Origin of the sequence: Cellvibrio fibrivorans, assembly GCF_031457055.1 — a bacterium.
In the GTDB taxonomy this organism is placed as follows: Bacteria; Pseudomonadota; Gammaproteobacteria; order Pseudomonadales; family Cellvibrionaceae; genus Cellvibrio; species Cellvibrio fibrivorans.
On sequence record NZ_JAVDVX010000004.1, the window covers coordinates 257,528 to 280,402 of the forward strand.

At 47.7% G+C, this 22,875-nt stretch carries 16 protein-coding genes; 5 read left to right on the forward strand and 11 right to left on the reverse strand.

Going from position 1 to position 22,875, the window contains the following annotated elements; genetic code table 11:
* Nucleotides 1-76: 76 nt before the first annotated feature.
* The 4 genes from J2X05_RS12425 (at nucleotide 77) to ychF (ending at nucleotide 3,688) form a co-directional block, all read left to right on the forward strand.
* Complete coding sequence (locus tag J2X05_RS12425) at nucleotides 77-1,006, forward strand: ribose-phosphate pyrophosphokinase (RefSeq protein WP_331351345.1); 930 nt, start codon at nucleotides 77-79, stop codon at nucleotides 1,004-1,006.
* Between the two features lie 130 nt (nucleotides 1,007-1,136).
* On the forward strand, nucleotides 1,137-1,745 hold the full coding sequence (locus J2X05_RS12430; RefSeq protein ID WP_310072895.1) for a 50S ribosomal protein L25/general stress protein Ctc: 609 nt from the start codon (nucleotides 1,137-1,139) through the stop codon (nucleotides 1,743-1,745).
* Between the two features lie 146 nt (nucleotides 1,746-1,891).
* The gene (pth, locus tag J2X05_RS12435) at nucleotides 1,892-2,485 is read left to right on the forward strand and encodes an aminoacyl-tRNA hydrolase (protein WP_310072897.1); all 594 of its coding nucleotides are present in this window, start codon (nucleotides 1,892-1,894) and stop codon (nucleotides 2,483-2,485) included.
* 111 nt (nucleotides 2,486-2,596) lie between these two features.
* A complete protein-coding gene (ychF, locus tag J2X05_RS12440; protein ID WP_310072899.1) occupies nucleotides 2,597-3,688 on the forward strand; it encodes a redox-regulated ATPase YchF in 1,092 nt (363 codons plus the stop codon).
* 434 nt (nucleotides 3,689-4,122) lie between these two features.
* Here the strand turns inward: ychF and secD are convergent, their stop codons facing one another.
* A complete protein-coding gene (gene secD / locus J2X05_RS12445) occupies nucleotides 4,123-6,429 on the reverse strand; it encodes a protein translocase subunit SecD (protein WP_310072901.1) in 2,307 nt (768 codons plus the stop codon).
* 109 nt (nucleotides 6,430-6,538) lie between these two features.
* A complete protein-coding gene (locus tag J2X05_RS12450; protein ID WP_310072902.1) occupies nucleotides 6,539-6,940 on the reverse strand; it encodes a hypothetical protein in 402 nt (133 codons plus the stop codon).
* A gap of 363 nt (nucleotides 6,941-7,303) precedes the next feature.
* Here J2X05_RS12450 and J2X05_RS12455 point away from each other — a divergent pair, with 363 nt between their 5' ends.
* Nucleotides 7,304-8,899, forward strand: a complete 1,596-nt coding sequence (locus J2X05_RS12455) for a carboxylesterase family protein (RefSeq protein ID WP_310072903.1) — start codon at nucleotides 7,304-7,306, stop codon at nucleotides 8,897-8,899.
* Between the two features lie 104 nt (nucleotides 8,900-9,003).
* On the opposite strand, the gene J2X05_RS12460 is transcribed toward J2X05_RS12455, so the two are convergent.
* From J2X05_RS12460 to J2X05_RS12500, 9 genes are all read right to left on the reverse strand, one after another.
* Nucleotides 9,004-10,326 (reverse strand): glycoside hydrolase family 19 protein, encoded by a 1,323-nt coding sequence (locus J2X05_RS12460; RefSeq protein ID WP_310072905.1) that lies wholly within the window; start codon nucleotides 10,324-10,326, stop codon nucleotides 9,004-9,006.
* A gap of 194 nt (nucleotides 10,327-10,520) precedes the next feature.
* Nucleotides 10,521-11,816 carry a glycosyltransferase gene (locus J2X05_RS12465; protein WP_310073264.1) on the reverse strand — a complete coding sequence of 432 codons (1,296 nt, stop codon included), beginning with the start codon at nucleotides 11,814-11,816 and terminating at the stop codon, nucleotides 10,521-10,523.
* Nucleotides 11,816-13,087, reverse strand: coding sequence for a TIGR03862 family flavoprotein (locus J2X05_RS12470; RefSeq protein WP_310072906.1), 1,272 nt, complete (start codon nucleotides 13,085-13,087; stop codon nucleotides 11,816-11,818). Before J2X05_RS12470 ends, J2X05_RS12465 begins: the two co-directional genes overlap by 1 nt.
* Before the next feature lie 201 nt (nucleotides 13,088-13,288).
* Complete coding sequence (locus J2X05_RS12475) at nucleotides 13,289-15,256, reverse strand: sialate O-acetylesterase (RefSeq protein ID WP_310072908.1); 1,968 nt, start codon at nucleotides 15,254-15,256, stop codon at nucleotides 13,289-13,291.
* A gap of 168 nt (nucleotides 15,257-15,424) precedes the next feature.
* The gene (locus J2X05_RS12480) at nucleotides 15,425-15,730 is read right to left on the reverse strand and encodes a DUF3144 domain-containing protein (protein ID WP_310072909.1); all 306 of its coding nucleotides are present in this window, start codon (nucleotides 15,728-15,730) and stop codon (nucleotides 15,425-15,427) included.
* 119 nt (nucleotides 15,731-15,849) lie between these two features.
* The gene (locus J2X05_RS12485; protein WP_310072911.1) at nucleotides 15,850-18,693 is read right to left on the reverse strand and encodes an insulinase family protein; all 2,844 of its coding nucleotides are present in this window, start codon (nucleotides 18,691-18,693) and stop codon (nucleotides 15,850-15,852) included.
* A gap of 207 nt (nucleotides 18,694-18,900) precedes the next feature.
* The gene (locus tag J2X05_RS12490; protein WP_310072913.1) at nucleotides 18,901-19,680 is read right to left on the reverse strand and encodes a hypothetical protein; all 780 of its coding nucleotides are present in this window, start codon (nucleotides 19,678-19,680) and stop codon (nucleotides 18,901-18,903) included.
* Between the two features lie 36 nt (nucleotides 19,681-19,716).
* Nucleotides 19,717-22,200, reverse strand: a complete 2,484-nt coding sequence (locus J2X05_RS12495) for an ABC transporter permease (protein WP_310072915.1) — start codon at nucleotides 22,198-22,200, stop codon at nucleotides 19,717-19,719.
* Entirely contained in the window at nucleotides 22,200-22,874 is a 675-nt protein-coding gene (locus tag J2X05_RS12500) for an ABC transporter ATP-binding protein (RefSeq protein ID WP_310072917.1), read from the reverse strand. Before J2X05_RS12500 ends, J2X05_RS12495 begins: the two co-directional genes overlap by 1 nt.
* Nucleotide 22,875 lies beyond the last annotated feature (1 nt).

A 22,875-nucleotide genomic window follows, 5' to 3' on the forward strand; every position in this document is an offset into this window, starting at 1 on the left:
AAAATATCGGCTCTGGCATTTAACCACCAGCAATCACCCCAGCCATCACCAAAAGGTATCTGACGTGACTGACTTAATGGTCTTTACCGGCAACGCAAACCCCGATCTCGCTAAAAAGATTGTGGATCACTTAGGCATGCCACTTGGCAATGTTTCCGTGTCGCAATTTTCCGATGGCGAAATCGCCGTCGAGCTGCACGATAACGTGCGCGGCCGCGATGTGTTTGTAGTCCAGTCAACTTGCGCACCGACTAACGACAACCTGATGGAATTGATTGTGATGGTGGACGCCCTGCGTCGCGCCTCCGCTGGCCGTATCACCGCCGTGGTGCCCTACTTCGGCTACGCCCGCCAGGATCGCCGCGTACGTTCAGCGCGTGTACCCATCACCGCAAAAGTAGTCGCCGACATGATGGTTGGCGTAGGTGTTGACCGCGTGCTCACTGTTGACCTGCACGCGGAGCAGATCCAGGGTTTCTTTGATGTACCAGTAGATAACGTCTACGGCTCACCCGTGTTACTGGAAGATATAGAAGCGCAAAAATTTGAAGACCTGATTGTAGTGTCACCCGATATCGGCGGCGTAGTGCGCGCCCGTGCGGTAGCTAAACAATTGGGCATAGATCTGGCGATTATCGATAAACGCCGCCCGCGCGCAAATGTTGCGGAAGTGATGCATATTATCGGTGAAATTGAAGGCCGCACCTGCCTGTTGGTGGATGACATTATCGACACCGCCGGCACCCTGTGCAGCGCCGCCAAAGCACTGAAAGCGCAGGGCGCCAAGAAAGTCGTCGCCTACTGTACTCACCCGGTGCTATCGGGCAAGGCGATTGAAAACCTGAACAACTCCGAGCTGGATCAACTGGTCGTTGCCGACTCAATCCCGCTCAGCCAGGCCGCCAAAGACTGCCCACGCATCCGCAGCCTCACGCTGTCGAAAATGCTCGCCGAAGCCATGCGCCGCCTGAGCAATGAAGAATCCCTGAGCGCGATGTTCCGCTAGGAACCCTTTAAAAGGTTCCGCTAGTCGGAGCATTACTCTCGGTAAACCACCGGAATACATTCTGTACTCTGGTTACTGAAACCCATCAGGTTCTGGTCGCGGATCTGAATGGAAAATTGAGGACGATAAAATGTCTGAAGACTTTAAATTAGATGCAACAGCCCGTAACGATTTAGGGAAAGGTGCGAGCCGCCGCCTGCGTCGTTTGGCAAATCAAGTTCCTGCTGTAATTTACGGCGGCAACGTAGCACCTGCTAGCGTTTCTGTTTCTCACAATGAACTGATGAAGCACTTGGAACACGAAGCTTTCTACTCGCACATCATTAGCTTGAACGTGGACGGCACTGCTCAGGACGTGATCCTGAAAGACGTACAACGTCACCCGTCCAAGCCAGTGGTTTTGCACTTGGACTTCTTGCGTATTGATAAGTCAACCAAGGTACACACTCACGTACCTCTGCACTTCATCAATGAAGCAATCTCCAAAGGCGTGAAAATCCAGGGCGGTAAAGTGGTTCACAACCTTACCCAATTGGACATCATCTGCTTCCCACACCAATTGCCAGAATTCATTGAAGTGGATTTGGCAAACGCAGAAACCGGCACCATCATTCACATTTCTGACCTGAAATTGCCAAGCGGTGTTGTTTCTGCTGACTTGCAAAAAGGTGCAGATCACGATTTGGCAGTTGCCACTCTGGTTAAGCCGAAAGGCGCTGCAGAAGGCGAAGAAGCGTAATTTCTTCCTCACCTTTCAAAAAAGGGCTGACTCTTCGGAGCCAGCCCTTTTTTTATGGCGATGATAAAAGGACAATTCCCAAGCTCAATTCCCAAGTACAATGCGCGCCGCAATAACTATCACCCATTCAAGCATGAGATAGATTCATGGCCAACACTGAAATTCAATTGATTGTCGGCTTGGGCAACCCCGGCAGTGAATATGAGCGCACCCGCCACAATGCCGGAGCCGATTTTGTCGAGGAGTTCGCCCGCTCGCTCGGCGTATCTTTGGTGAATGACAGCAAATATTTCGGCCTCACCGCACGAGTGAATTACCAAGGGCGCGACTTACGCCTACTGATCCCCACCACTTATATGAACCGCAGCGGGCAATCGGTCGGCGCTATGGCGAATTTTTTCAAGATCGAACCAGCCGCGATTCTGGTCGCCCACGACGAACTGGATTTAGCACCTGGCATCGCCCGCTTTAAACAAGGTGGCGGCCACGGCGGCCACAACGGCCTGCGCGATATCATTGCCGCACTCGGCAACAATCCCAATTTCCCGCGCCTGCGCTTGGGTATTGGCCACCCGGGTGTCGCGGCGATGGTCGCCAACTTTGTGCTCAAACGCGCACCCGCCAGCGAACAGGAACTGATTGATGATGCCATCGCCCGCGCCATCAAATGCACTCCTGACGCGCTCAAAGGCGATTGGAATACGGCGATGAAAAACCTGCATACCGATCCCAAAAAGTAGCAGCAAGGGAATGCAGCGCAAACTTCGTCTAATGGGCGCCGAGCATGTATAATCGCGCCCTCTCGATTTTCACCCCTTATTTTTCATACCTCTCATTGGCGGAATAGCATCATGGGTTTCAATTGCGGTATCGTCGGCCTGCCCAACGTCGGCAAATCAACACTGTTCAACGCCCTGACCAACGCGGGTATCAGTGCCGAAAACTTTCCCTTCTGCACCATTGAACCCAATGCCGGTATCGTGACCGTACCCGATCCACGCCAGGACAAGCTCGCGGAAATAGTTAAACCCGAGCGCGTTGTCGCCACCACTATGGAATTTATCGATATCGCCGGTATTGTTGCCGGTGCATCGCGCGGCGAAGGCTTGGGCAACAAATTCCTCGCCAACATCCGCGAGACTGATGCCATCGCCCACGTAGTGCGCTGCTTTGACGACGACAACGTGATCCACGTTGCCAACGGTGTAAATCCCGCGGCCGATATCGAAGTGATCAATACCGAACTCGCGCTCGCCGATCTGGAAGCGGTAGACAAAGCCATCAACCGTTACGCCAAATCCGCCAAAGGCGGCGACAAGCACGCTATAGCAATCAAAGCCCTGCTGGAAAAAGTTCAGCCTCACTTGAACGAAGCCAAACCACTGCGCTCGTTCGGTTTGGACAAAGAAGAAGTGGCAATGCTGAAAGAGATCAACTTGCTCACGCTCAAGCCGACCATGTATATCGCCAACGTTGCGGAAGATGGTTTTGAAAATAATCCGCATCTGGATGTTGTGCGCAAAATTGCTGAAGAAGAAAAATCTATCGTCGTACCAATTTGCAATAAATTGGAAGCCGATATCGCCGAACTAGAAGGCGATGACAAAAAAGAATTCCTCGACGAGATGGGCATGGAAGAACCAGGCCTGAACCGCGTCATTCGCGCTGGCTACCAACTACTCGGCCTACAGACTTATTTCACCGCCGGTGTAAAAGAAGTGCGCGCCTGGACAATTCCCGTAGGCGCAACTGCACCGCAAGCGGCTGGCGTGATCCACACCGATTTTGAAAAAGGGTTTATCCGTGCTGAAACAATTTCTTACGAAGACTTTGTGCAATACAAAGGTGAGCAAGGTGCGAAAAATGCCGGTAAGTCGCGCAAAGAAGGTAAGGAATATGTGGTAAAAGATGGGGATGTGCTGCATTTCTTGTTTAACGTCTAATCCCAGTCGAAAGAAGTAAATATCCGTATTCTTTGCTCTTAGTTTTGATTATCCCCCCTTTAATTTTCATAGGAGGGATAATCAAATTATAGAGCATTGCTTTATGCATTAAGAAATTCTAAAAATAAAATTATGGCTTATTCTTATAGTGACTATACAGTGTTCGACTTTTATTTCGAGCCCGGTATATACCAGTTCAAACTCAATGCTAGCTCTTTTTGATAAGTTTTCTCCCCAGCTACGGTAGCTAAAGTAGAATTCAGTGTAAATTATCGCGTTATTTGTGAAAAAATAAAGTCGATGAGCAGGATGAACTAATATTAGAAACTCTCGTAACGACAATAATTAAAAAAGACACGACGGAAATACCATTCATTTCTGAAAACACATTGAAAAGCAGCTATCACTCTCGAAGTGATAGCCATACAAAAACACTACGGCAATAGATCTAACTCACGCTGTGCTACCTCTGCACTATCGCGCAGCTGTGTTTTCCCCTTCCGTATCCGTCGCTCCCCCAGCAACAATAAAATCGGTGCGGCAATTAATATCGATGAGCTGGTGCCGATCACAATACCAAACAACATCGGCAACGAAAAACTCGCAACCGCATTGCCCCCGCCCATCGCCATAGGTAAAAGCGCAAGAAAAGTTGTAACTGAAGTAAATACCGTGCGCGTTAACGTTGAAGTAATACTTTCATTGAGCAATTGTACCAAGGGTTTATTGGGCGTAAGGCGCAAATTTTCGCGGATGCGATCAAACACCACCACTTTGTCATTTACCGAATAACCAATTAATGCCAGCAATGCCGCTACCGCAGTGAGATTAAATTCCACACCGGCCAACGCAAAAAAACCGATGGTTTTGGTGAGATCCAACGCGAGTGTGAGTGTTGCTGCCAGGGCAAAATGCGATTCAAAACGAATCCATAAATAACCGAGCATACCCAAGCCAGCCAAAATAATCGCGAGAATAGTCGCATCACCAAAATCGCCACTCACACGTGGGCCGACCATTTCTACGCGCGGAAATTTCGCATCCGGCGAGATAGCTAACACAGCTGTTTTAACGGCTTGCACACTGGTGCCGTTCGCCACATCCTCTGCCGACTGCGCTGGCATGCGCACAAGATAATGGCCTTGCGCACCAAACTCCTGGATCGCCAGCTGCGCAGTGCTTTGCTGCTGCAAGCTTTTACGTAGATCCGCCACACCCACATCCGGTGCGCTCACTTCAATTACAGTGCCACCACTAAAATCGACACCGTAATCCAACCCCGGACTGAAAAATAAAAATACCGATGCAAGCGATAATACCGCTGATGCTACCAAACCAAAAAAGCGTGCGCGCAAAAACGGAATCGTATTTTCACTGATCCGATCCAGCATCTTGATGCCGGAGATAATCAATGGTTGCTTACCCAATTTTTCAACGCGCCACTCCATCACCAAACGGGTAAACGATATCGCAGTAAACATAGAGATTAATAAACCTACTGCCATGGTCACCGCAAAGCCGCGCACCGGGCCGCTGCCAAATAAAAACAATAAGCTAATTGCAATTAACGACGTGACATTGGAATCGAGAATGGTACTGTAGGCGCGCTGAAAACCTGCGCGCAATGCTGCCATGGCAGGTTCACCGCGCCGCGTCTCTTCGCGGATACGCTCGTTGATTAAAATATTCGCATCCACCGCCATGCCGATACTTAAAATAAAACCGGCAATGCCCGGCAGCGTCAATGTCGCACCCAATAAACTCAGCACACCAAAACTCAAACCGATATTCACTGCCAAACCAACACAGGCAATAAAACCCCAGCGACCATAAATGCCCACCATAAAGGCGAGCACTAATAACGCACCGACAATGCCGGTGCTGATGCCCATAGAAATCGCATCGCTGCCCAGATCCGGCCCCACGGTTCGCTCTTCAATGACTTTTAGCGGCGCAGGTAAAGCACCGGCACGCAACAGCAGCGCAAGATCATTTGCACTCGCACTGGTAAACGAACCGCTGATTTCACCACTGCCGCCTTGAATTGCACTGCGAATTACCGGCGCGGTGACTACACGATCATCCAATACAATTGCCAGTGGGCGGCCGATATTGTGTTTGGTCATATCGCCAAAGCGACGTGCGCCTTCGTTGTCCAATTTAAAATTAACAACAGGTTCGCCGGTTTCTTGATTAAATGCCAAACGCGCATCGCTGATATGTTTTCCCTCCAGCGCTACGCGCTCTTCAAGTTGATAGCGCTCGCTTGGAGTATCGCCTTGCACTGAAATAATTTTCCCAAGCAGCGCCGATTTTTCATTCGCCGCCCAATGAAAAGTCATACGCGCCGTAGTGCCCAACAATTCGCGGATATGTTGCGGATCATTTACGCCCGGCAGTTGCACTAAAATACTGTCGCTGCCCTGCCGCGTAATCATTGGCTCCACCATGCCGGTTTCATCCAGACGGCGGCGCACCACTTCCAAACTTTGTTCAACCGCATCGCGCACTATCTGCTCATGCAACGCGGGGTTTTTATTGGCAGTTAATTCGCTGGTATCCACTTCCAATAACAAGTGCGAACCACCGCGCAAATCCAAGCCAAGCGCTAATTGGTTTTGCGTATACCACTCAGGCAATTTTTGCAAAACAGAATCCGGTAATACATTGGGCAACGCACTCGGCAGCCCAAACAAAATAATCAGGCCATAAACGAGCGCCCGCGAAAAACGTGTTTTCATCGCCAATACTCCACCATGCCTTCAATTTTTTACTTTCAACTCTTGACACAGAGACGAAAGGAAAGAAAACGAAAGCAAAAAATAATTAAGTTGTTTTTAACAGGAGTGATTAAACGAGTGGAGGGGCGCGGGATATATTGAGGGTCTGCAATTGATACAGACTCAAGTATGGAGAGAGAAGTGTTGCAGTATGTTGACTCGCCGCTACACAGGGCAGCACAACAATAAATTCACCCGAGGATAAAGCCCAGATAGGATCGATGGGTTCGACAGGTTTGGGCTGGTTTTTATAGCGATAAATAAATCGCTTGAGCGCAAGTGAAACTTCACCGTTAGCATGCAACGGCATATCCACTGCAATCGTAAAGCCATTGCTGCCGGTATTATCCGCAAAATATTCCGTCTTATTGGCATAGTTCCAGGCTGCCAGCAAACACAAAATACCGACAACAAAAATCCCGCTCAATAAGAGCCGAAGAGTAGATTGCTGCAGGTAAGTTTTGACTAGCATACGCATTACTGACCGAAGGAGTTCAATATAGATGGAGCAATACCGGGTATTTTCAAGCCCTTACTCCTGCAAACTTTAAAAAATAAATTTTCACTTATGAAACCTTAACTCGCAACTCAGTATCAGTATCAGTAGTAAGCGCACAGCCAAACTGGCATCAAAATCCATGCCTTATACATTTTTTAATTTAAGCTGATTTTTTTATACGTGCAAAAGTCTCACGCTAGAAAAACTATCAAGTAAACATCTGCAAAGAATTCCGACTCCCTCTAAGCTTGGAAGCTCAAATCTACCTCCAACATGTAGGCTTGCGGTAAGTTATTCCCTGCAAACTCCACTTCGGTTTTATAAAGGTAACATGCTATGCAAACATTTATAGTTGCACTTCTGAGCTTGATAAGTTGCTCTGCGCTCGCACTCATTGACACTCGCTTTCCTGAATCGCCCACCTATATGTCAAAAGCGAACATGATTCGCTTTCAATACATGTCCCATGAGGGCGCCCAATGCACGACTGGCATCAACACAAAACTGATATCGCGTGTACCCTATTATGTGTACGCACCCGCTACCGGTACTACGCAAATAAAAACGGGAAAATATGCTGCCGTTATTTTTTTACACGGTATGGGTGAACAAGGGTCATCTGTACTGAATATGTGTTACACACGTGATGATGCTTATTACGCCAGCATCGCCACTAATTTAATAAAAGTAGAAAACCAGGCTGGCGGCCCGGGAGCAGCCATTCTTAACGGCCAATTTATTCCGCAAGAAAATATGGTGGTGATTATTCCACAGTCAATGCAACGCGGAGGATTTTCTACGGATGTGATTCGCCGAGTAATCTCCGATACCACCGTGCAACTGGCAGCAAAAGGGATTGAGCTGGATGCAGACCGCATTTATCTCACAGGATTGAGCATGGGCGGTGGCAGTGTCTTTAACTATATCGCCGCAAACCCCACCCATTTTTCCGCAGCAGTTGCGATAGAAGCGGCCGGTGGAATTGATCCCTGTTTAGTGCGCGCGAATAATGTATCGCTGTGGGGATTTGCAGGCGGCGCATCGGGCAATATGGGAGCGGGAAACTTACGCACCATTATTAACGGTAATACCAGCTGCCCCGAAGCGACCATTGAATATACAAATCCTGCCTATACATGCCGTTACAACAACAAAAGCTGCACATTGTTGTCTGCATTGCGCCCGAATAATTTACGCGCGACCTTTATGCCCAGTAATGGCCACAGCGGTTGGCGAGAAGTTTACAACGGCACTCACAGCGCGCTGCCAACAACGGAAAAAAATATTTACAACTGGATGTTGTCGCAAAAAAATTCCGATCAGGGAAAACCTTTATTTCCGCTTGACTATGACACTGTATCAAGCAGCAGCGCGGCATCGTCCACTGCCCTGTCATCAACGCCATCATCTGTTCCCACTTCAAGTTCGAGTTCATCGATAGCAAGTACAGCATCATCGATTGCCAGCTCGGTTGCATCAAGTACCAGCTCAACCGCGTCGAGTTCAATTATGTCATCGGCAAATTCTAGCGCGGCACACGGCGGTACACCCGCACCTATTTTATTATCACCCGCAATGATTCTACCCGGTGCAATAGCTAATGCTTCCGCATTGGTGGACGAACAGAATTCAACTGCACCCACAACATTCTGGTTCGCAGGTTGGTCAACAGCGATTTATCCTGTTGAAGCAATTATTGATCTAGGCCGCGAATACACGCTGACTGAAATAACAATTTACGATGCAAATGGCACAGGTTTAGTGGAATTTTCTGATGGCGACTTATCACACTCACAAACGGTGATAGTATCTGACTCACTGACGCGCTACTTAAAATTTACCAGCTATCCAGTCAATATAACCACCCGCTACTTGCGTGTTAAAAAATTCAATGCAGCGAATATGAACGAGGTAAAACTGATGGGTTATTAAGGAATAGCTTACTAACGGATAAGTTATCTTTACTCTATTTTATTTTTATATCGCCAATAAAAAAACGCCGCAAAAATGCGGCGTTTTTTGTTACACCATTAAAATTAACAACCTAAATTATTACCCGCCGTTCCGCCAATAATTTGCAGGATACGGTTGAACTCATTGATCCGGCTTTGTACTTGTGCAGGGTTTCCACCGTTACACTCGATTGCACCGTTGATAGTGCGGATGGTTTCACCAAAGCCGTAATTGTTAACAATATTGTCATGCGCCGGGCGATAACCTGATCCGCTCTGGGTCATCCAGAACCAAAGTGCTGTTTGCCAAGCCACTGTCGCGTTCTGCTCAACAATCTCAGGATTGCGACGCAAATCCAAACCTAGCGCAGCACCAGCAGCACAGTAGTTACCGTTGTGACTCAACTGAATAGGACCGCGACCGTAATATTGTTTGCCCGGTTCACAGGGGCAGGTTGCCAAATTACCCCAATCACTGCAGTACAAGCCGCGCGCAATTTCAGTGACGTGCACAAAGCTGCCAGTCTCATGCGAGAAGTTAGCGAGTGCCGCAGCTGCTTCGCGTTTTTTCAATTGGAGATCGCCAGTACCTGCAAAGGTTGGATAGGTTTTGGTAGCAGCCACTAACCCAGCATAGGAGTAGAAAAGATTGCGGCCCGGGAACATTTGATTAAATTGTGCCTCGCTCACTACTGCCGCAAAACCGGTTCCGGGATTGGTGGTCGATGACACACTTGAACTGGCGCCGGTGCCATTACAACCACTGGTTGGCTCCCAATACCAAGTGCTGACCAACGGATCGTAACCCGGGTTGTCATACTTCGCGCGGAAGGCGCCACCGTTGTAACTAACGGTATTGCCTGCGTAATACATTCTTCCAGCAACCCAGGCGGCGCAAGTGCCGTTATTACCCGAACTGCTTGATGAATTAGTGCCCCCCGGGCAAGAAGCAACTGGTTCCCAGAACCAGGTACTGATCACCGGATCATAGCCAGGGTTTTCATTCTTCGCACGATAGAAAGCGTTGTTATATCTCACCACCACACCAACGGTGTAGTTGGTACCAGCAGCCCAGTTAGGGCAGTTGCCGCCGGTGCTCGGAGTACTGGATGTTGTGTTAGAAGGAGTGCTTGAGCGAGGCGTTGAACTGGTTGTTGTAGTGCCGCAAGAGCCAAGGTTAGTCCAGGCATCGCCCGCTGCCCAACCTGTGCCGGGCGCGTAAGGGCCACCAACCGTACACCAGCCGCCCACTTTACAGCTAAAAGCACTACCCACGTTTTGCACAATCGCATTGTTACTGTATGAGCGGCCATCAACATATTGGGCTACGCCATTGCAGTTGTAGGCATAAGCCTGTGTCGATAATAGAAATGCGGAAGCAACTCCGACTATTTTTCTGAGGTTCATTTTGCAATCACCCGTCCGGTTGTTATTTCCCAAGAGGAAATATTTGATTATTAAAAAGGGTTCATCTACCGAAAAGCAGGCTATGCGCAATGGACAACGTTGTCAAAGGATTGGAGGAAACTCGAACGTGGCACTTTTAAAAGATCAAAGTGGGAAGGAGAAGTGCGGATTTATTCAGCGAAAAAGAAAAAGAATTACTTATTTTTCGCTTCAATCCACTGCCCCATATATTGGGTGCTTTTGTGGGAGTGATGGCGGAGCATTTGGCCGATAAAGTTATCGCCACGCTCGCGTTGAAGATTGTGAAGCAGTTCCGTCAAACGCGTTTGTAACGAGAGGGAGTGATCTGTGCGATGAAAATAATCGCGCAGAATTGCAAAGCCCTGTTGCTGTTTTTGTTGCCACAAGGTTTCATCTTGATAATGCGCAACTGCCGCTGCAACAAATGTTTCAGCGTCATCTGCAACAGCCCCGCCCCATAGCAATCCGCCACTCATGGATTCAACGCCAATGCTGGTGGTGATGCTCGGTGTGCCACAGCGCATAGCATCCATCAACTTACCTTTAATGCCCGCACCAAACCTCAGCGGCGCAAGGCAAACACGCGCGGACTGCATTACTGCCTGTGCATCTGCCGCCCAACCTTTGATATGAAAGCCTTCTTTGGTGTTATGTAATTGGGTTGCCTTGGGCGGTGGATAAGCGCCATAGATATGTAACTCTGCCTGCGCCATTCCCACCGCAGAAAGTTGCGCGCGGATTATCGGCCACAATTGATGTTTTAACCAAAGTACCGAATCCCAATTGGGTTCATGACGAAAATTGCCGATAGCAATAAAATGTTGCCGCGCCGAAAAATCGGGTAGCGATGCAACATCAACTTTCTGCTGCGATAGAAATGGGCAGTAAAAAAGCAGCTGGGATGGAACAGAAAAATAACGTTGCAGCAAATCGATTTCAAACTCAGAAATCATCAGCGATAAATCACAACGAAAAATCGCTGCAACTTCGCGCACTGCCATATCGCCCTTACACATCTGCCGATAGAGCAGTTCGCTGTCGGCGGTGATGGGGGCAACCGATTGTTTTTCTTTTTCATTGCCACAGAGTTTCTGCGCAGATTTTAATAATTGTTGGCGCGCGTGGCGCAGACTGTGAAGATCTTCGGTATCGAGCACACGTACAGCATCTGGACAAGCTTGTTCGACCCGCCAGCCAAATTGCTCTTCAGTAAAAAAGCGATCAAACAATACCAGATTGGGATTTAACTCACGTACAAACTCATCAAAGCTACTGCAGTTCAATGCAATCGCTTTTTCGGTAACACCCAAACTGTTTAAATCAAACCGATGTTCGGATAAAGCCGCAGCCGATGCAAATGTCACCTGATAATCCATTCGCACAAGCAGCTGTACTAACTCCAACATGCGCGTGCCCGCAGCAGATGAAGCAGGTTCCGGCCAGACATAACCTACTACCAATGCGCGCATCACGTAATGTCCCGCAAATATTTCACCACACCTAAACCAGCGGCTCGCCCGCTGGCAAAACAGCCGGTAAGCAGATACCCGCCGGTAGGCGCATCCCAATCCAGCATTTCGCCCGCACAAAACACACCGGGAATTTTCTTGAGCATAAAGGCGACATCCAATTCTTTTGCAGCAATACCACCGGCACTGCTAATCGCCTCATCGATGGGGCGAGTTGCGGTTAAAGTTAGCGAGAGCTTTTTAATTGCCATAGCAAGCAGATCAGTATTTTCAAACGTCTGCTTTGTGGTGAGTTCACGCAGCAGGGCAAGCTTGGCAGGCGACAAATTTAATTGCTTGCGTAAAAAATTACTGAGTGAATTTTTCTCGCGCGGTTTATTTAACCGCTGCACAACTTTATCCAACGATAAATCCGGCAGCAGATCAATATTCAACAAGGCAGTACCATTTTGCTCCAACTGCTCGCGCAAATATTTTGATAAAGCATAAATACCAGTACCCTCTATACCATAAGCACTGATAATTGCCTCGGATAAAATACTGCGCGGCATGTTCTGCGCATCAATACAGCTTAATCCAACACCATGCAAAGGCGCACCTGCATGCTGCTCGCGCAACATTTCGCTCCAAGAAACATCAAACCCGCAATTGCTCGGCACCAATTCATTCACGTTGATATTGCGCTCGCGCAGCAAAGGCACCCAAGCACCGTCGGAACCCAAACGCTGCCAACTGGCACCGCCCAAGGCCAAGACCACCGCATCTGCAGTTATCGTTTTGGAGATGACATTTCCGTCTTCCGATGTAGAAAAAATTAACTCTTTATTATTTTCAAAACCCAACCAACGATGGCGCGGATAAAATGTTACACCCAAGCCACGCAGACGATGCAACCAGGCGCGTAACAGCGGCGCCGCTTTCATATCCCCAGGAAACACGCGGCCAGATGTACCCACAAAGGTTTCAATACCCAAGCCATGCACCCAATGGCGCAACGCAACGGAATCGAATTGCTTGAGCGTATTGATAAACTGTGAATTCGCTGAATAGCGTGCACGAAAATCCTCAGCTGGCTCCGCATGGGTGATATTCATCCCGCCCACACCGGCCAATAAAAATTTTCGTCCAACCGAAGGCATTGCATCGTAAACCGATACACGATGACCTGCAGACGCAATTTCTTCAGCCGCCATTAAACCTGCAGGGCCACCGCCAATAATCGCAACCGTTTTGGTTGGGGATGTATCAAAAATATCGAATTGTTTCACCATAAAAAACGCCGATGAGAAAATGATTTCTGCATCGGCGTTTGCTGTTTTTTCCTATTTGAAATGCATAGGTAGCAGCATGGATTCCGGAGTCTTTTCAGAGGCCGTTGCCCGCAGGGATGCGGGCAATGAGCCCCCATGGATGGGTTCACGGCGAGTCTCTGAAAAGACTCCGGAATCCATGCGGCGGGGGCACAGCAAAAACTAATCCAAAACACGAGCCTCAAACGGCGATGCAGGCAGACCGGCGCTATTATACAGATTTGCCCCCTCTGGGTTATCGGCCCATGCATAACGCACCCATTTAGGCTCAGCAACAACATCCGCCCACACCATCAGCTTGTTACCCTTCACCTCCGCCTTGGCCCACACAAACTTTTTATCCGCGCCCGCAAGCGCAATATGCTTTAACTCGCCACCAACCGCGTGCAGCCCCTTATCCACATCCGCAAACGTTAACTCTACTTTATTGCCCTTCGCCTTCACTTTTTTCAGCGATGGCCCGGATGCAAGCAGCGATTTTTTACCATAAGCCACTTTCAACGCGCCCAACGCCAAACGTTCACCCACTTTTTGTTTATCCAGCGGATGTATATCGTTCCATTCACCCGCATCAATCGCCACCGCCATCGCCGTATTTTTTACCGCGAGTGTTTTACGCTGCGCCTCACGCAATTCAGCCCATCCACTCTCGCCCGGTTGACTCGCAGCGGGAAGGAAATTGGCCAATTGGGCATAGATAAAAGGCAAATCGGATTGTTGGAATTGTTTGCGCCAATCGCCAATTAAATCCGTCATTAATTGGTGATATTCCGCTGCGCGATCTACGTTGGATTCGCCCTGATACCAAATTACGCCTTTTATTTTTAGCGGCAATGCAGGCGCCAGTTTTGCGTTAAACAATGACGTTGGAAGATAATGCAAAGTCGTACCCGGTTGCATAGCGCCCGCAGTAGCGGCGATCTGATACTGCCACTCACCGCGCAATGAAACTTCTTCATCACCTGAATAAGCCGCACCAAATTTACTTTCGCCGAACATCAGCGCGTAGCGTTTATCTTTTACAAAACCGGCATTAGCGGAATAACTGGTTACACGAATAGCGATGCTATTTTTACCGGCTTTTAACAGTCCCGCAGGCACCGCATAAATACGTGGAGGATATTGATACCCCGTTTGCCCAACCGCTTGCCCATTCACGAAGACCTGGTCGCCATCGACAATACAACCCAACCAGAGCACCGCTTTTTTCGCGACTTGAGCTTGCGTCAGCTCGACGGTTTTACGCACCCAGAATGCACCATTAGTAAAATCGATGCCCTGCTCTTTTAAAAATCCCGGCACTTGCAATGTTTTCCACGCGCTGGTATCGAGCTTTTCTTGCGACCAATTATTTTTCAATCCAATATCAGCAGCTCCCAAATCACCATACCATTTGTCGCTATTGGCTTTGTCTTTAGCGATAGTCGCCTGCACATGGGCATCATCTTTAAACGGTTGCAGCTTCTGCAAATATTGCGGATATTTTTGTAACACGGATTCGCTCACCCAAGCCTCTGCCGGTGAACCGCCAACAGGAAGCGTGATGATACCCACCGGTACTTGATTTTCCGCCAATAATTTTTGTGCGAAGAAAAATCCTACCGCAGAAAAATTTTCCAAATTTTCCGGCGTCGCCGTTTTCCAATCGCCTTGGGTGAAATCGCTCAAGGGACCTTTAAAGGCATAAGTAACAGGCACATTAAATTCGCGGATGTTGGGCTGCCGTGTAGTTTCAATCAGCCCCGGATATTGGTATCTCACACGGCGCAAGGGTAATTCCATATTGGACTGCCCCGATGCAACCCAGAGATCCCCCAATAAAATATTGCTGCGCTTAAGCTGACTCTTCTCACCCGTAACCACTAACTCATAAGGCCCACCCGCTTTGCGCGAGGGAAACGTCACTTGCCATTTACCATCAACGGCCTGGGTTGATTTTTGCTTACCTGCAAAACTCACGGTCACCTTCTCGCCTTCGGCCGCCCAACCCCAAATCGTTAAAGGTTTATCGCGCTGGAGAATCGCACCGTCATTTAACAGGCGCGGCAAAGTGACATCGGCAAAAGCATTGGAAATAGAGAGTAAAGAAAGGCAAATCAGCTGCAAATAAACGGCTCGTGGGTTTCTCATAAGTAGTGGCTTTTATGGTTATTGGAGGATAATCAGAAAACAGTCAATATACTTGTATACAAGAAAAAGATAAACACACATTATTTCCGCATGCACCAGTTTTACACATATTTATTTGGACAAATAACAAAAAAGCAGCCGAAGCTGCTTTTTCAATACCAAACCGATCTATTCTTCCGGCAACTCCCTGTTGCCAATTAAGGCGGTGTAATTCTCCCGGTAATCTTCCATATGTTCTTTAAGGAAATCGCGGTAACGGCCAGACAAATAATTCGTTGTGCCTTCCACGTCTTCAGCAAACTCATTTTTATCGAGCGAGCTTTGGGCGACGACGAAGGCATTAAAGCGCGCTGCCGCATTCATAAGCGCGGCGCTGACAATACCGGGGTCAGCATCTTCGCAGGCGTCATTGGCCTGCTCGATAAATTTTTCAACCAACTCCCAGAAGAGATCGTCGTCGTTTTTGTCGCTCATGGTTCACTCGCTAAAATTAAATAAGATTTCTATTTTAATCCAATAATCCCCGAATCCAATAGTCCCTGCAAATACATTGCAGGGACTATGTCAGAGTTATAACAAATGCTCTGGCAGGATTATTTTGCCAGTGCAAAAGGTTTTGCTTTGAAGTTGGTACCGCGCAATTGCAGGAGCGCTTTGCCCACTTTATCGCTGAGCAATAATTGTTCGTAGATTTTAACCAAATCGTCTTTAGTGACTTTTCGCAGCGAGGCCAAATAACGATCGCGAGCGTCAAATTGATATTTACCATGCCAGAATTCGCCTGTGTAGAGACCGGCTTCAGCATAAAAATCCGTTGGCTTTTGCAGCACATTAGCAATCATTGCCTGTTTGGCCTGTTCGATTTCCGCTGCATCAGTGGCTTTTAATTTGGCCAGATATTCGGTGCGGAATTTATCCATACGCGCTTTAATGCCAGGCAAATCCGTATTGGAACTTTGTACCAACATCACAAAGCCGGGAATGTCATCGACCGGATAATTAAAGCTGGTGACCACATAACCCAATTGTTCATGAGTACGCAACTGCATAAAAAAGTCATTGCTGAACAGCGAATTTAATACCGCCAATTGCGCCTGTTCATCATCGGATTTTTCACTGCCAAACCAGGCTTGCAAAACCGCGCTATCAGCCAGCTCAACATCATCGCTGAAGTTAATAGCCTTGCCGGGTGCAGGAGTCACATATTGATTGACTACACGCTGCGCCGGTGTACGAGTGCCGGGAAGAATCGCAGCCGCTGCCAAAGCCATTTCTTTTATTTGCGCGTCGGTGTAATTGCCCACCGCAAAAATGCGCAACAGTGGATCGCGTTTAATGGCGGCATGATAAGCAACTACATCGGCTTTGCTAATTGTTTTTGCGGCGGTAAGCAGCTGCTCATCGGTCCATTGCACTTTACTGGTCAAACGCTGGCCGTGGCCAAACAACTGGCGGAACACATGGTTCTTTTCTTTGTTGGCAACATTTTGCTGAAAGCTATCCAGCGCTTCATTAAACGCTTTATCGCTAATATCCAACGTGGAAAATTCTTTCAGCATTTGCGTTAACAGCAATGGATGTTTAGTGGTGTAACCGGAAATGAAAATACCCTGACTATTGGCATCCATCACGGTCGCCGAAACCCCCAAGGATGCGCGCCCGGCGCGATCAGCCAGGGTCATGGTTTGTTTGTTGTAAATATCATTAATCAACGAAGAGAGAACAATCTCTTTGGGCGACTTTAGTGAAAAATCGACATTGATTTGCACTGATACCTGGCCCTTGTCTTCACGATAATGCTCAGCGTGAGTCAGATAAGCTTCTACGCCCGCTTGGCTAACAACCTGATGAGGCTTGAGGTGAAGGTTATCAACAATCGGCGCAGGTTTATCGGTAAATAAATCATTCAGCGGTGGCAAATTAAATTTATGTTTAGCAGCCAATGAATCCCAACGCGCAAATTCTTCGGCACTAATAGAGCGGATTGCATATTTTCCATCAAAGAAGGGTACAGGGGTTTCAGCTTTTTCAGTGGGATTGATGTACCACACCCGGGCGTTGCGCTCGTCCAATTGCGCTAGCAGATTTTTAATTGATTTGGCGTCGTAACGGTCGTAGATGTAATCGGCATTTAATAAATTTTCTACCGGCAAATCAAACTGCAACATAGTCAATTCCACCGCTTGGTCGAGCGGCTCGGACTTGGAGGCATTGGCAAAATCTTTGCTGCGCATGGCTTGCAATTCGCGGTAGTAATTGGGATTCAAACCATCGCGCTTGATCAGATCGATATAGGAAAAAATCGCCGCGATGATTTCATCCTGCTGTTGCAGCCCCGCATCGGTTAACTCTGCTTGCACGCGCAAGAAGCCATCGGGGCCATAACCCTCTGCGTCGATATAGGCGGTAATCATTTTTACCAAACCTTTACTGCGCAACTGCTCACCCAAGGTGCCCTGCTCTTCCGAAGTAATTAAATTGCGCACATACTCATTGGGCTTCAAACGCCACTGGTGTTTGTTAGATTTCACTGGAAAATCCACATAGAGTGCTTTCAATTCTTTAATCGGCTTATAGTGAATGCTCTTGCCCATTTCGGTTTTGGTTAAACCCGGCACAGTAACTTCAGGCAAGGTCACATTTTTATTGGGAATTGACGAAAAATGTTTTTCAGCGAGGGCTTTTAATTCAGGCAGGGATTGTTTACCCACCAAAGTCAACTTCATGATATTGGCGGAGTAATAGCTGTTATAAAATTTTTTCATTTCATCTTGCAAAGTTGAACCCGGTTTATCTTTCAATGTATCCAAATTGCCAATGTTAAATTTAGCGGCAGGACTTTCTGGATTGGCGGTAAAACCTTGCAGCGCAAATAAATTCCAGCCGTCTTGCGCTTTTTGCAGCGACCACTCGTTGTTAACCGCATTGCGCTCTTTATCACTGAAATGCGGATCAAAGGTCGGCTTCTTAAAATAGTCGCTAAAACGATCCAAAGCCTCATCAAACTTTCCGGCATTAATCTGGAATAAATAATTGGTTTTATCATACGCAGTAAAGGCGTTGGTCATACCACCATTAGCCTGGGTGTACTTCATAAAGCCGTCGGGCTCAGGAAATTTCTCCGTTCCCAAAAACAACATATGCTCAAGATAGTGCGCCAAACCCAATTGCGTTTTAGGGTCATGTGCACTGCCCACGCCCACGGCAATCGACGCCGCAGAATTTTCCAATGTCGGGTCAGAGACCAAAACCACCTGCAAACCATTAGGCAACAAAAGCGCCGAATACTGGCGATCATCATTAGGGCTCTTAATGATGGTGACTTGTTCAAGGTTTTGTACTGCAGGCTTGGAGCTGCTGGTGGATTGGCAGCCCACCAAACTGATTCCGCCCAGCAACAGCAAACTGAAGGCATAGGCCGAGTAGCGCTTTAACATAGCGTAGTTCCTTTAGGGTTAGAGTTGGTTCAATTGGCGGGCAAAGCCTAGCAGAGTTTGGGGTGGCACGCACAGTGGTGCTCGCACAGGGGCGCTAGCACAGAGCCATTGCACAAGGTGGAGTACGGGCGATGAAGAGTTTTTGCAGCAGACTGCTATGCCCAGCCAATATGACCATATTGGCTGGCCTTAGGTTCCTCTTGCCGCTTAGTTAACTAGATTCACAGTGGCGATAAAATGCCGTTGGCTTTGCATAGTTGCACCCGAGCTTTCATCTTTTACTTCGCGTTTTACGGCGATTAACCGCCCGTTCTGCTGACGATATTCGGTGTAGATTTCATTCTTGAAGGTAAAACCAATCACGATAAATATGCGCCCAGAACCCTTTTCAGTTAACTGGCTAGCGAGCGGGACGCCTTTATCGTCAATCCATATCTGCAAATGGTTTTTGTATTTCTTTACATATTGCCGAAAGCTTTTATCGATTTTTTCTTTAGGCATACTAAAGGTGAGCAATCTGGTTGGACTGCCGTTGAATACATCCATTTTTTCGCTAACAAAGCGGCAGCGTCCGAGCATCAGCTCCATTTGTGCTGCAGGATACAAAAGTTCGCGCCATTCCCAATATTGAAACTGCCCAACCGCATTGAGTGCTGAATTCTTTACATTTTCATCCTCAATTTTTGCCAGCTCTTCTGCGTGTAATTGCCCAATCAGTGCTGGGGAATAAACCGCTTGCAACCCATTCGCGCCATCCTCCAAACGCATATTAATTACGCCTTCACGTTCAATTAATTCGTCGTGCTCGCCGCTGCGGCCAAATAACTTGAACTGCGCATTGACGGCAATGGGGTCAGTAGACTTTAGCTGTGTTAAGGCGCTGCGAAAATCAGTAAGGCCATCGGCCATTACCGTAGCAGAAAGGCTCATCGCACAAAACATGACGAATATAGGCGAGTAGCCATACCAAAAAAAACGTTTGATCATTAAAATTTCCTTTCTATTATAAAACTACACCAATGATTAAGTGGCCTCGCGCAGCACCACTGCAGGAGGTGTAACAACGACAGTGCGACAACAAACAACACCCAAGGTTGCAATAAATACCATTCCAATAAGTGGCGATGCCAACCAATACGCGTAGTGAGGTTGCATTTCATTCTTAAACACAAGATGTTGCAAAGCGAACAAAAATGATTCGGCACCAGCGATAGCAATTAAACCCGATAAAAAGCCCAGAATGGCAAACTCGACCAGCACGCTGCCCAACATTAAGCGGCGCGAACTTCCCAACGCACGCAGCAGGCCTGCTTCTTGTTTGCGGCTTTCAATACTGCCCATTACCGCCGCAAACAACACCAGACACCCGGCGCTCAGGGTCAACCAAAGCACCAAGCCAATACCGTTACTAACCTGACTGATAATTTTTTGGATATTTTCAATCATGCTCCCGAAATTCAATACCAATAAATTGGGATGTTCGCGAGCAAAATGGTTAAAGTATTGCGTATCGCCTGTTGGAATAAACGCACTGGTGCCATAAATCGGTGAAAAACGGTCAAGTGCAGTTGGCTCAAATATAAATAAGAAATTTTGATTTAACGACTCCCAGTCAATACGCCTAAAGCTGGCCACTTCTGCATTCAAGGCTAAGCCCCCAACAGAGAAAGCCAGTTGATCGCCGATATGTAGTCCAATAAGTTTTGCGAATTCAGCATCGACTGAAACCCCCACGCTATTGGGTGCAGTTTTTTGCCATAAATCCCACCATTGCCCCTCCACAATCTCATGATCACTTGCCAATGAATCGAAATCAGTGACATTTAACTCCTGTTTAAATGCAGGATGGCGGTTACTCAATTCCGCACTCGGTTCGACCGTATTGATTTTTGCGATTCGGACTCTTACGACAGGATAAATGGGGTTCACATTAATACGTCTATCGAGCAAAAACTGCTTGAAATCTGCCACGTCAGCAGCATTCATATTGCCAATAAAATGATTCGGTGAATCAGCGGGAATTTGCCTCTGCCATTCCGCAATAAATGAGGTACGAATAATCGTCATGGTTAGCAATAGCATCAAAGCCACGGCAAAAATGGCCACCTGTACAACACTTTGCCCCCTACGTTTTTGCATTCCCGCAAATGCAAGCCGCCAGACCCCACCTAAATTGCTAATAAATAGCTTACTGATTTTCAACAACAACCAGGACACAACACAGGCCACCACTAAAACAACCAGTAATCCCAGAGTTGAACTTAAGGTGATTTTTATATTGCGACTAAATAGCCCCACCAACGTCACCATCGCAAACACTGCCAAGCCTATTTGCAACCACACCTGCGGCATATTCACCGCTAATTCCCTGCGTAAAATTTTTAGTGGGGGAACACCAGGCAAAAACCAAAGCGCAGGCAATGCAAAACACAACACACAAACCAAACCTCCGATAAAACTCAGCACATAGGGATAAGCACCCGATGACGCAAGCGTAATGTGGTACCACTGCTTGATGTTGACTGCGACAATTTCCTGAATCCCGTAACCTATCACCAAACCAAACAAAGCCGCCGCCACACCCAACATCAATAACTGTCCGAAATATAATAACCGGACACGCACAGCACTAGCGCCCAAGCTTTTCATAAGCGCAACCTGATTAGTGTGGCGCATTGAGAACTGGCGTGCCGCAATAGCAATTGCGACACCAGCCAGGAGCACCGCCATCACCGATGCAATTATCAGGAAGTTTTTGGCGGTTTTTAAATTGGCCGTTAACTGTTCCTGCGATGACTCAATGGTTGCAATACTTTGATGTTGATTAAGCTTAGGTTTTATTTTTTCAAGAAAGCCAGTCAAATTTTTGCTATTGCTCGCAGCAAGCAGCCATTGATAATTCTCTTGCGGAATATTGGTTTTTGGCAGATCAGCAATATTCATTATCAAGCGCGCGCCAAAGTTAAAAAACGGATTCACGCCGACCGGCTCATCAATAAGTATGTTAGTTAGCGTCAAATCCACATCGCCTACGGAAACCCTGTCACCCATGGCTACTTTTAATGCGGAGAACAATCGTGAGTCTACCCACACCTCACCGGCGGCAGGAGCTACACTGGCCGTTCTAATATCAACTGCATTTTCCGCATAAGCCACATGGCTAATGTCCAATTGCCCGCGCAATGGGTAATACGAATCTACGGCCTTAATCGATGCCATTTGCATCTCATCGCCGGCATAAACAACTGACATAAACATAGTGGAAAATGATTGCTGGAATTTGTCTTCTGTGGCGCGGTCAATCCATTCCTGACTTATCGGCACAGAACCACTTACAACAGCATCTGCACCCAAGATGCTATTACTTTGTAACAACAGGATTGATTCAAGTCTTGCCGAAAAAATAGAGATGCCACTTAAGACAGCCACCGCAAGAATAAGGGAAACAGCCAACAGCTTTAACTCGCCACTGCGCCAATTACGCAGCAATAATTTTAATGCCAACATTATTGTTTACCCTGCGATGGCATCATTTCGCCTGCCGATAATTCAATACGTGTTTGGCAACGCGCTGCAAGCCGATCTTCATGGGTGATCAGAACCAGTGTTGCGCCCTGTTCAGCATTTAACTCAAAGAGCAAATCAATAATGCGTGCGCCTGTCGCAGAATCTAAATTGCCGGTCGGCTCATCGGCGAAAAGAATTTTAGGTTGACTGGCAAAGGCGCGTGCGACCGCAACCCGTTGCTGCTCACCACCAGAGAGCTGTTGCGGGTAATGGCTCATACGCTTATCCAATCCCACCTGCGCTAAAAAATCCAGCGCGAGGGATTTTGCTTTTTTATTGCCGCGCAATTCCAGCGGTAGCATGACATTTTCCAGCGCCGAGAGCCCAGGCAATAGCTGGAAAGATTGAAAAATAAAACCCACATTGTCTGCCCTGACTTGCGCACGCCCCTCTTCATCAAGACAGGTAAGCGAATGATTATTTAAGCTGACGCTACCTGTGGTTGGCACATCCAATCCTGCCAAAATGCCCAAGAGGGTTGATTTGCCTGAACCCGATGCTCCGGTTATCGCAAGTGATTCTCCCTGCGCGACAGCCAATGAAATATCCCGCAAGATAATCAAATCGCCTTCCTGGGTTGCAACTTTTTTGGTAATTCCTTGAACCTTAATCATA

Excerpts from the sequence above, each read along its gene's own strand:
- J2X05_RS12425 (WP_331351345.1), top strand. The coding sequence starts at position 77 with ATGGTCTTTACCGGCAACGCAAACCCCGATCTCGCTAAAAAGATTGTG.
- J2X05_RS12430 (WP_310072895.1), top strand. The coding sequence starts at position 1,137 with ATGTCTGAAGACTTTAAATTAGATGCAACAGCCCGTAACGATTTAGGG.
- pth (WP_310072897.1), top strand. The coding sequence starts at position 1,892 with ATGGCCAACACTGAAATTCAATTGATTGTCGGCTTGGGCAACCCCGGC.
- ychF (WP_310072899.1), top strand. The coding sequence starts at position 2,597 with ATGGGTTTCAATTGCGGTATCGTCGGCCTGCCCAACGTCGGCAAATCA.
- secD (WP_310072901.1), bottom strand. The coding sequence starts at position 6,429 with ATGAAAACACGTTTTTCGCGGGCGCTCGTTTATGGCCTGATTATTTTG.
- J2X05_RS12450 (WP_310072902.1), bottom strand. The coding sequence starts at position 6,940 with ATGCTAGTCAAAACTTACCTGCAGCAATCTACTCTTCGGCTCTTATTG.
- J2X05_RS12455 (WP_310072903.1), top strand. The coding sequence starts at position 7,304 with ATGCAAACATTTATAGTTGCACTTCTGAGCTTGATAAGTTGCTCTGCG.
- J2X05_RS12460 (WP_310072905.1), bottom strand. The coding sequence starts at position 10,326 with ATGAACCTCAGAAAAATAGTCGGAGTTGCTTCCGCATTTCTATTATCG.
- J2X05_RS12465 (WP_310073264.1), bottom strand. The coding sequence starts at position 11,816 with ATGCGCGCATTGGTAGTAGGTTATGTCTGGCCGGAACCTGCTTCATCT.
- J2X05_RS12470 (WP_310072906.1), bottom strand. The coding sequence starts at position 13,087 with ATGGTGAAACAATTCGATATTTTTGATACATCCCCAACCAAAACGGTT.
- J2X05_RS12475 (WP_310072908.1), bottom strand. The coding sequence starts at position 15,256 with ATGAGAAACCCACGAGCCGTTTATTTGCAGCTGATTTGCCTTTCTTTA.
- J2X05_RS12480 (WP_310072909.1), bottom strand. The coding sequence starts at position 15,730 with ATGAGCGACAAAAACGACGACGATCTCTTCTGGGAGTTGGTTGAAAAA.
- J2X05_RS12485 (WP_310072911.1), bottom strand. The coding sequence starts at position 18,693 with ATGTTAAAGCGCTACTCGGCCTATGCCTTCAGTTTGCTGTTGCTGGGC.
- J2X05_RS12490 (WP_310072913.1), bottom strand. The coding sequence starts at position 19,680 with ATGATCAAACGTTTTTTTTGGTATGGCTACTCGCCTATATTCGTCATG.
- J2X05_RS12495 (WP_310072915.1), bottom strand. The coding sequence starts at position 22,200 with ATGTTGGCATTAAAATTATTGCTGCGTAATTGGCGCAGTGGCGAGTTA.
- J2X05_RS12500 (WP_310072917.1), bottom strand. The coding sequence starts at position 22,874 with ATGATTAAGGTTCAAGGAATTACCAAAAAAGTTGCAACCCAGGAAGGC.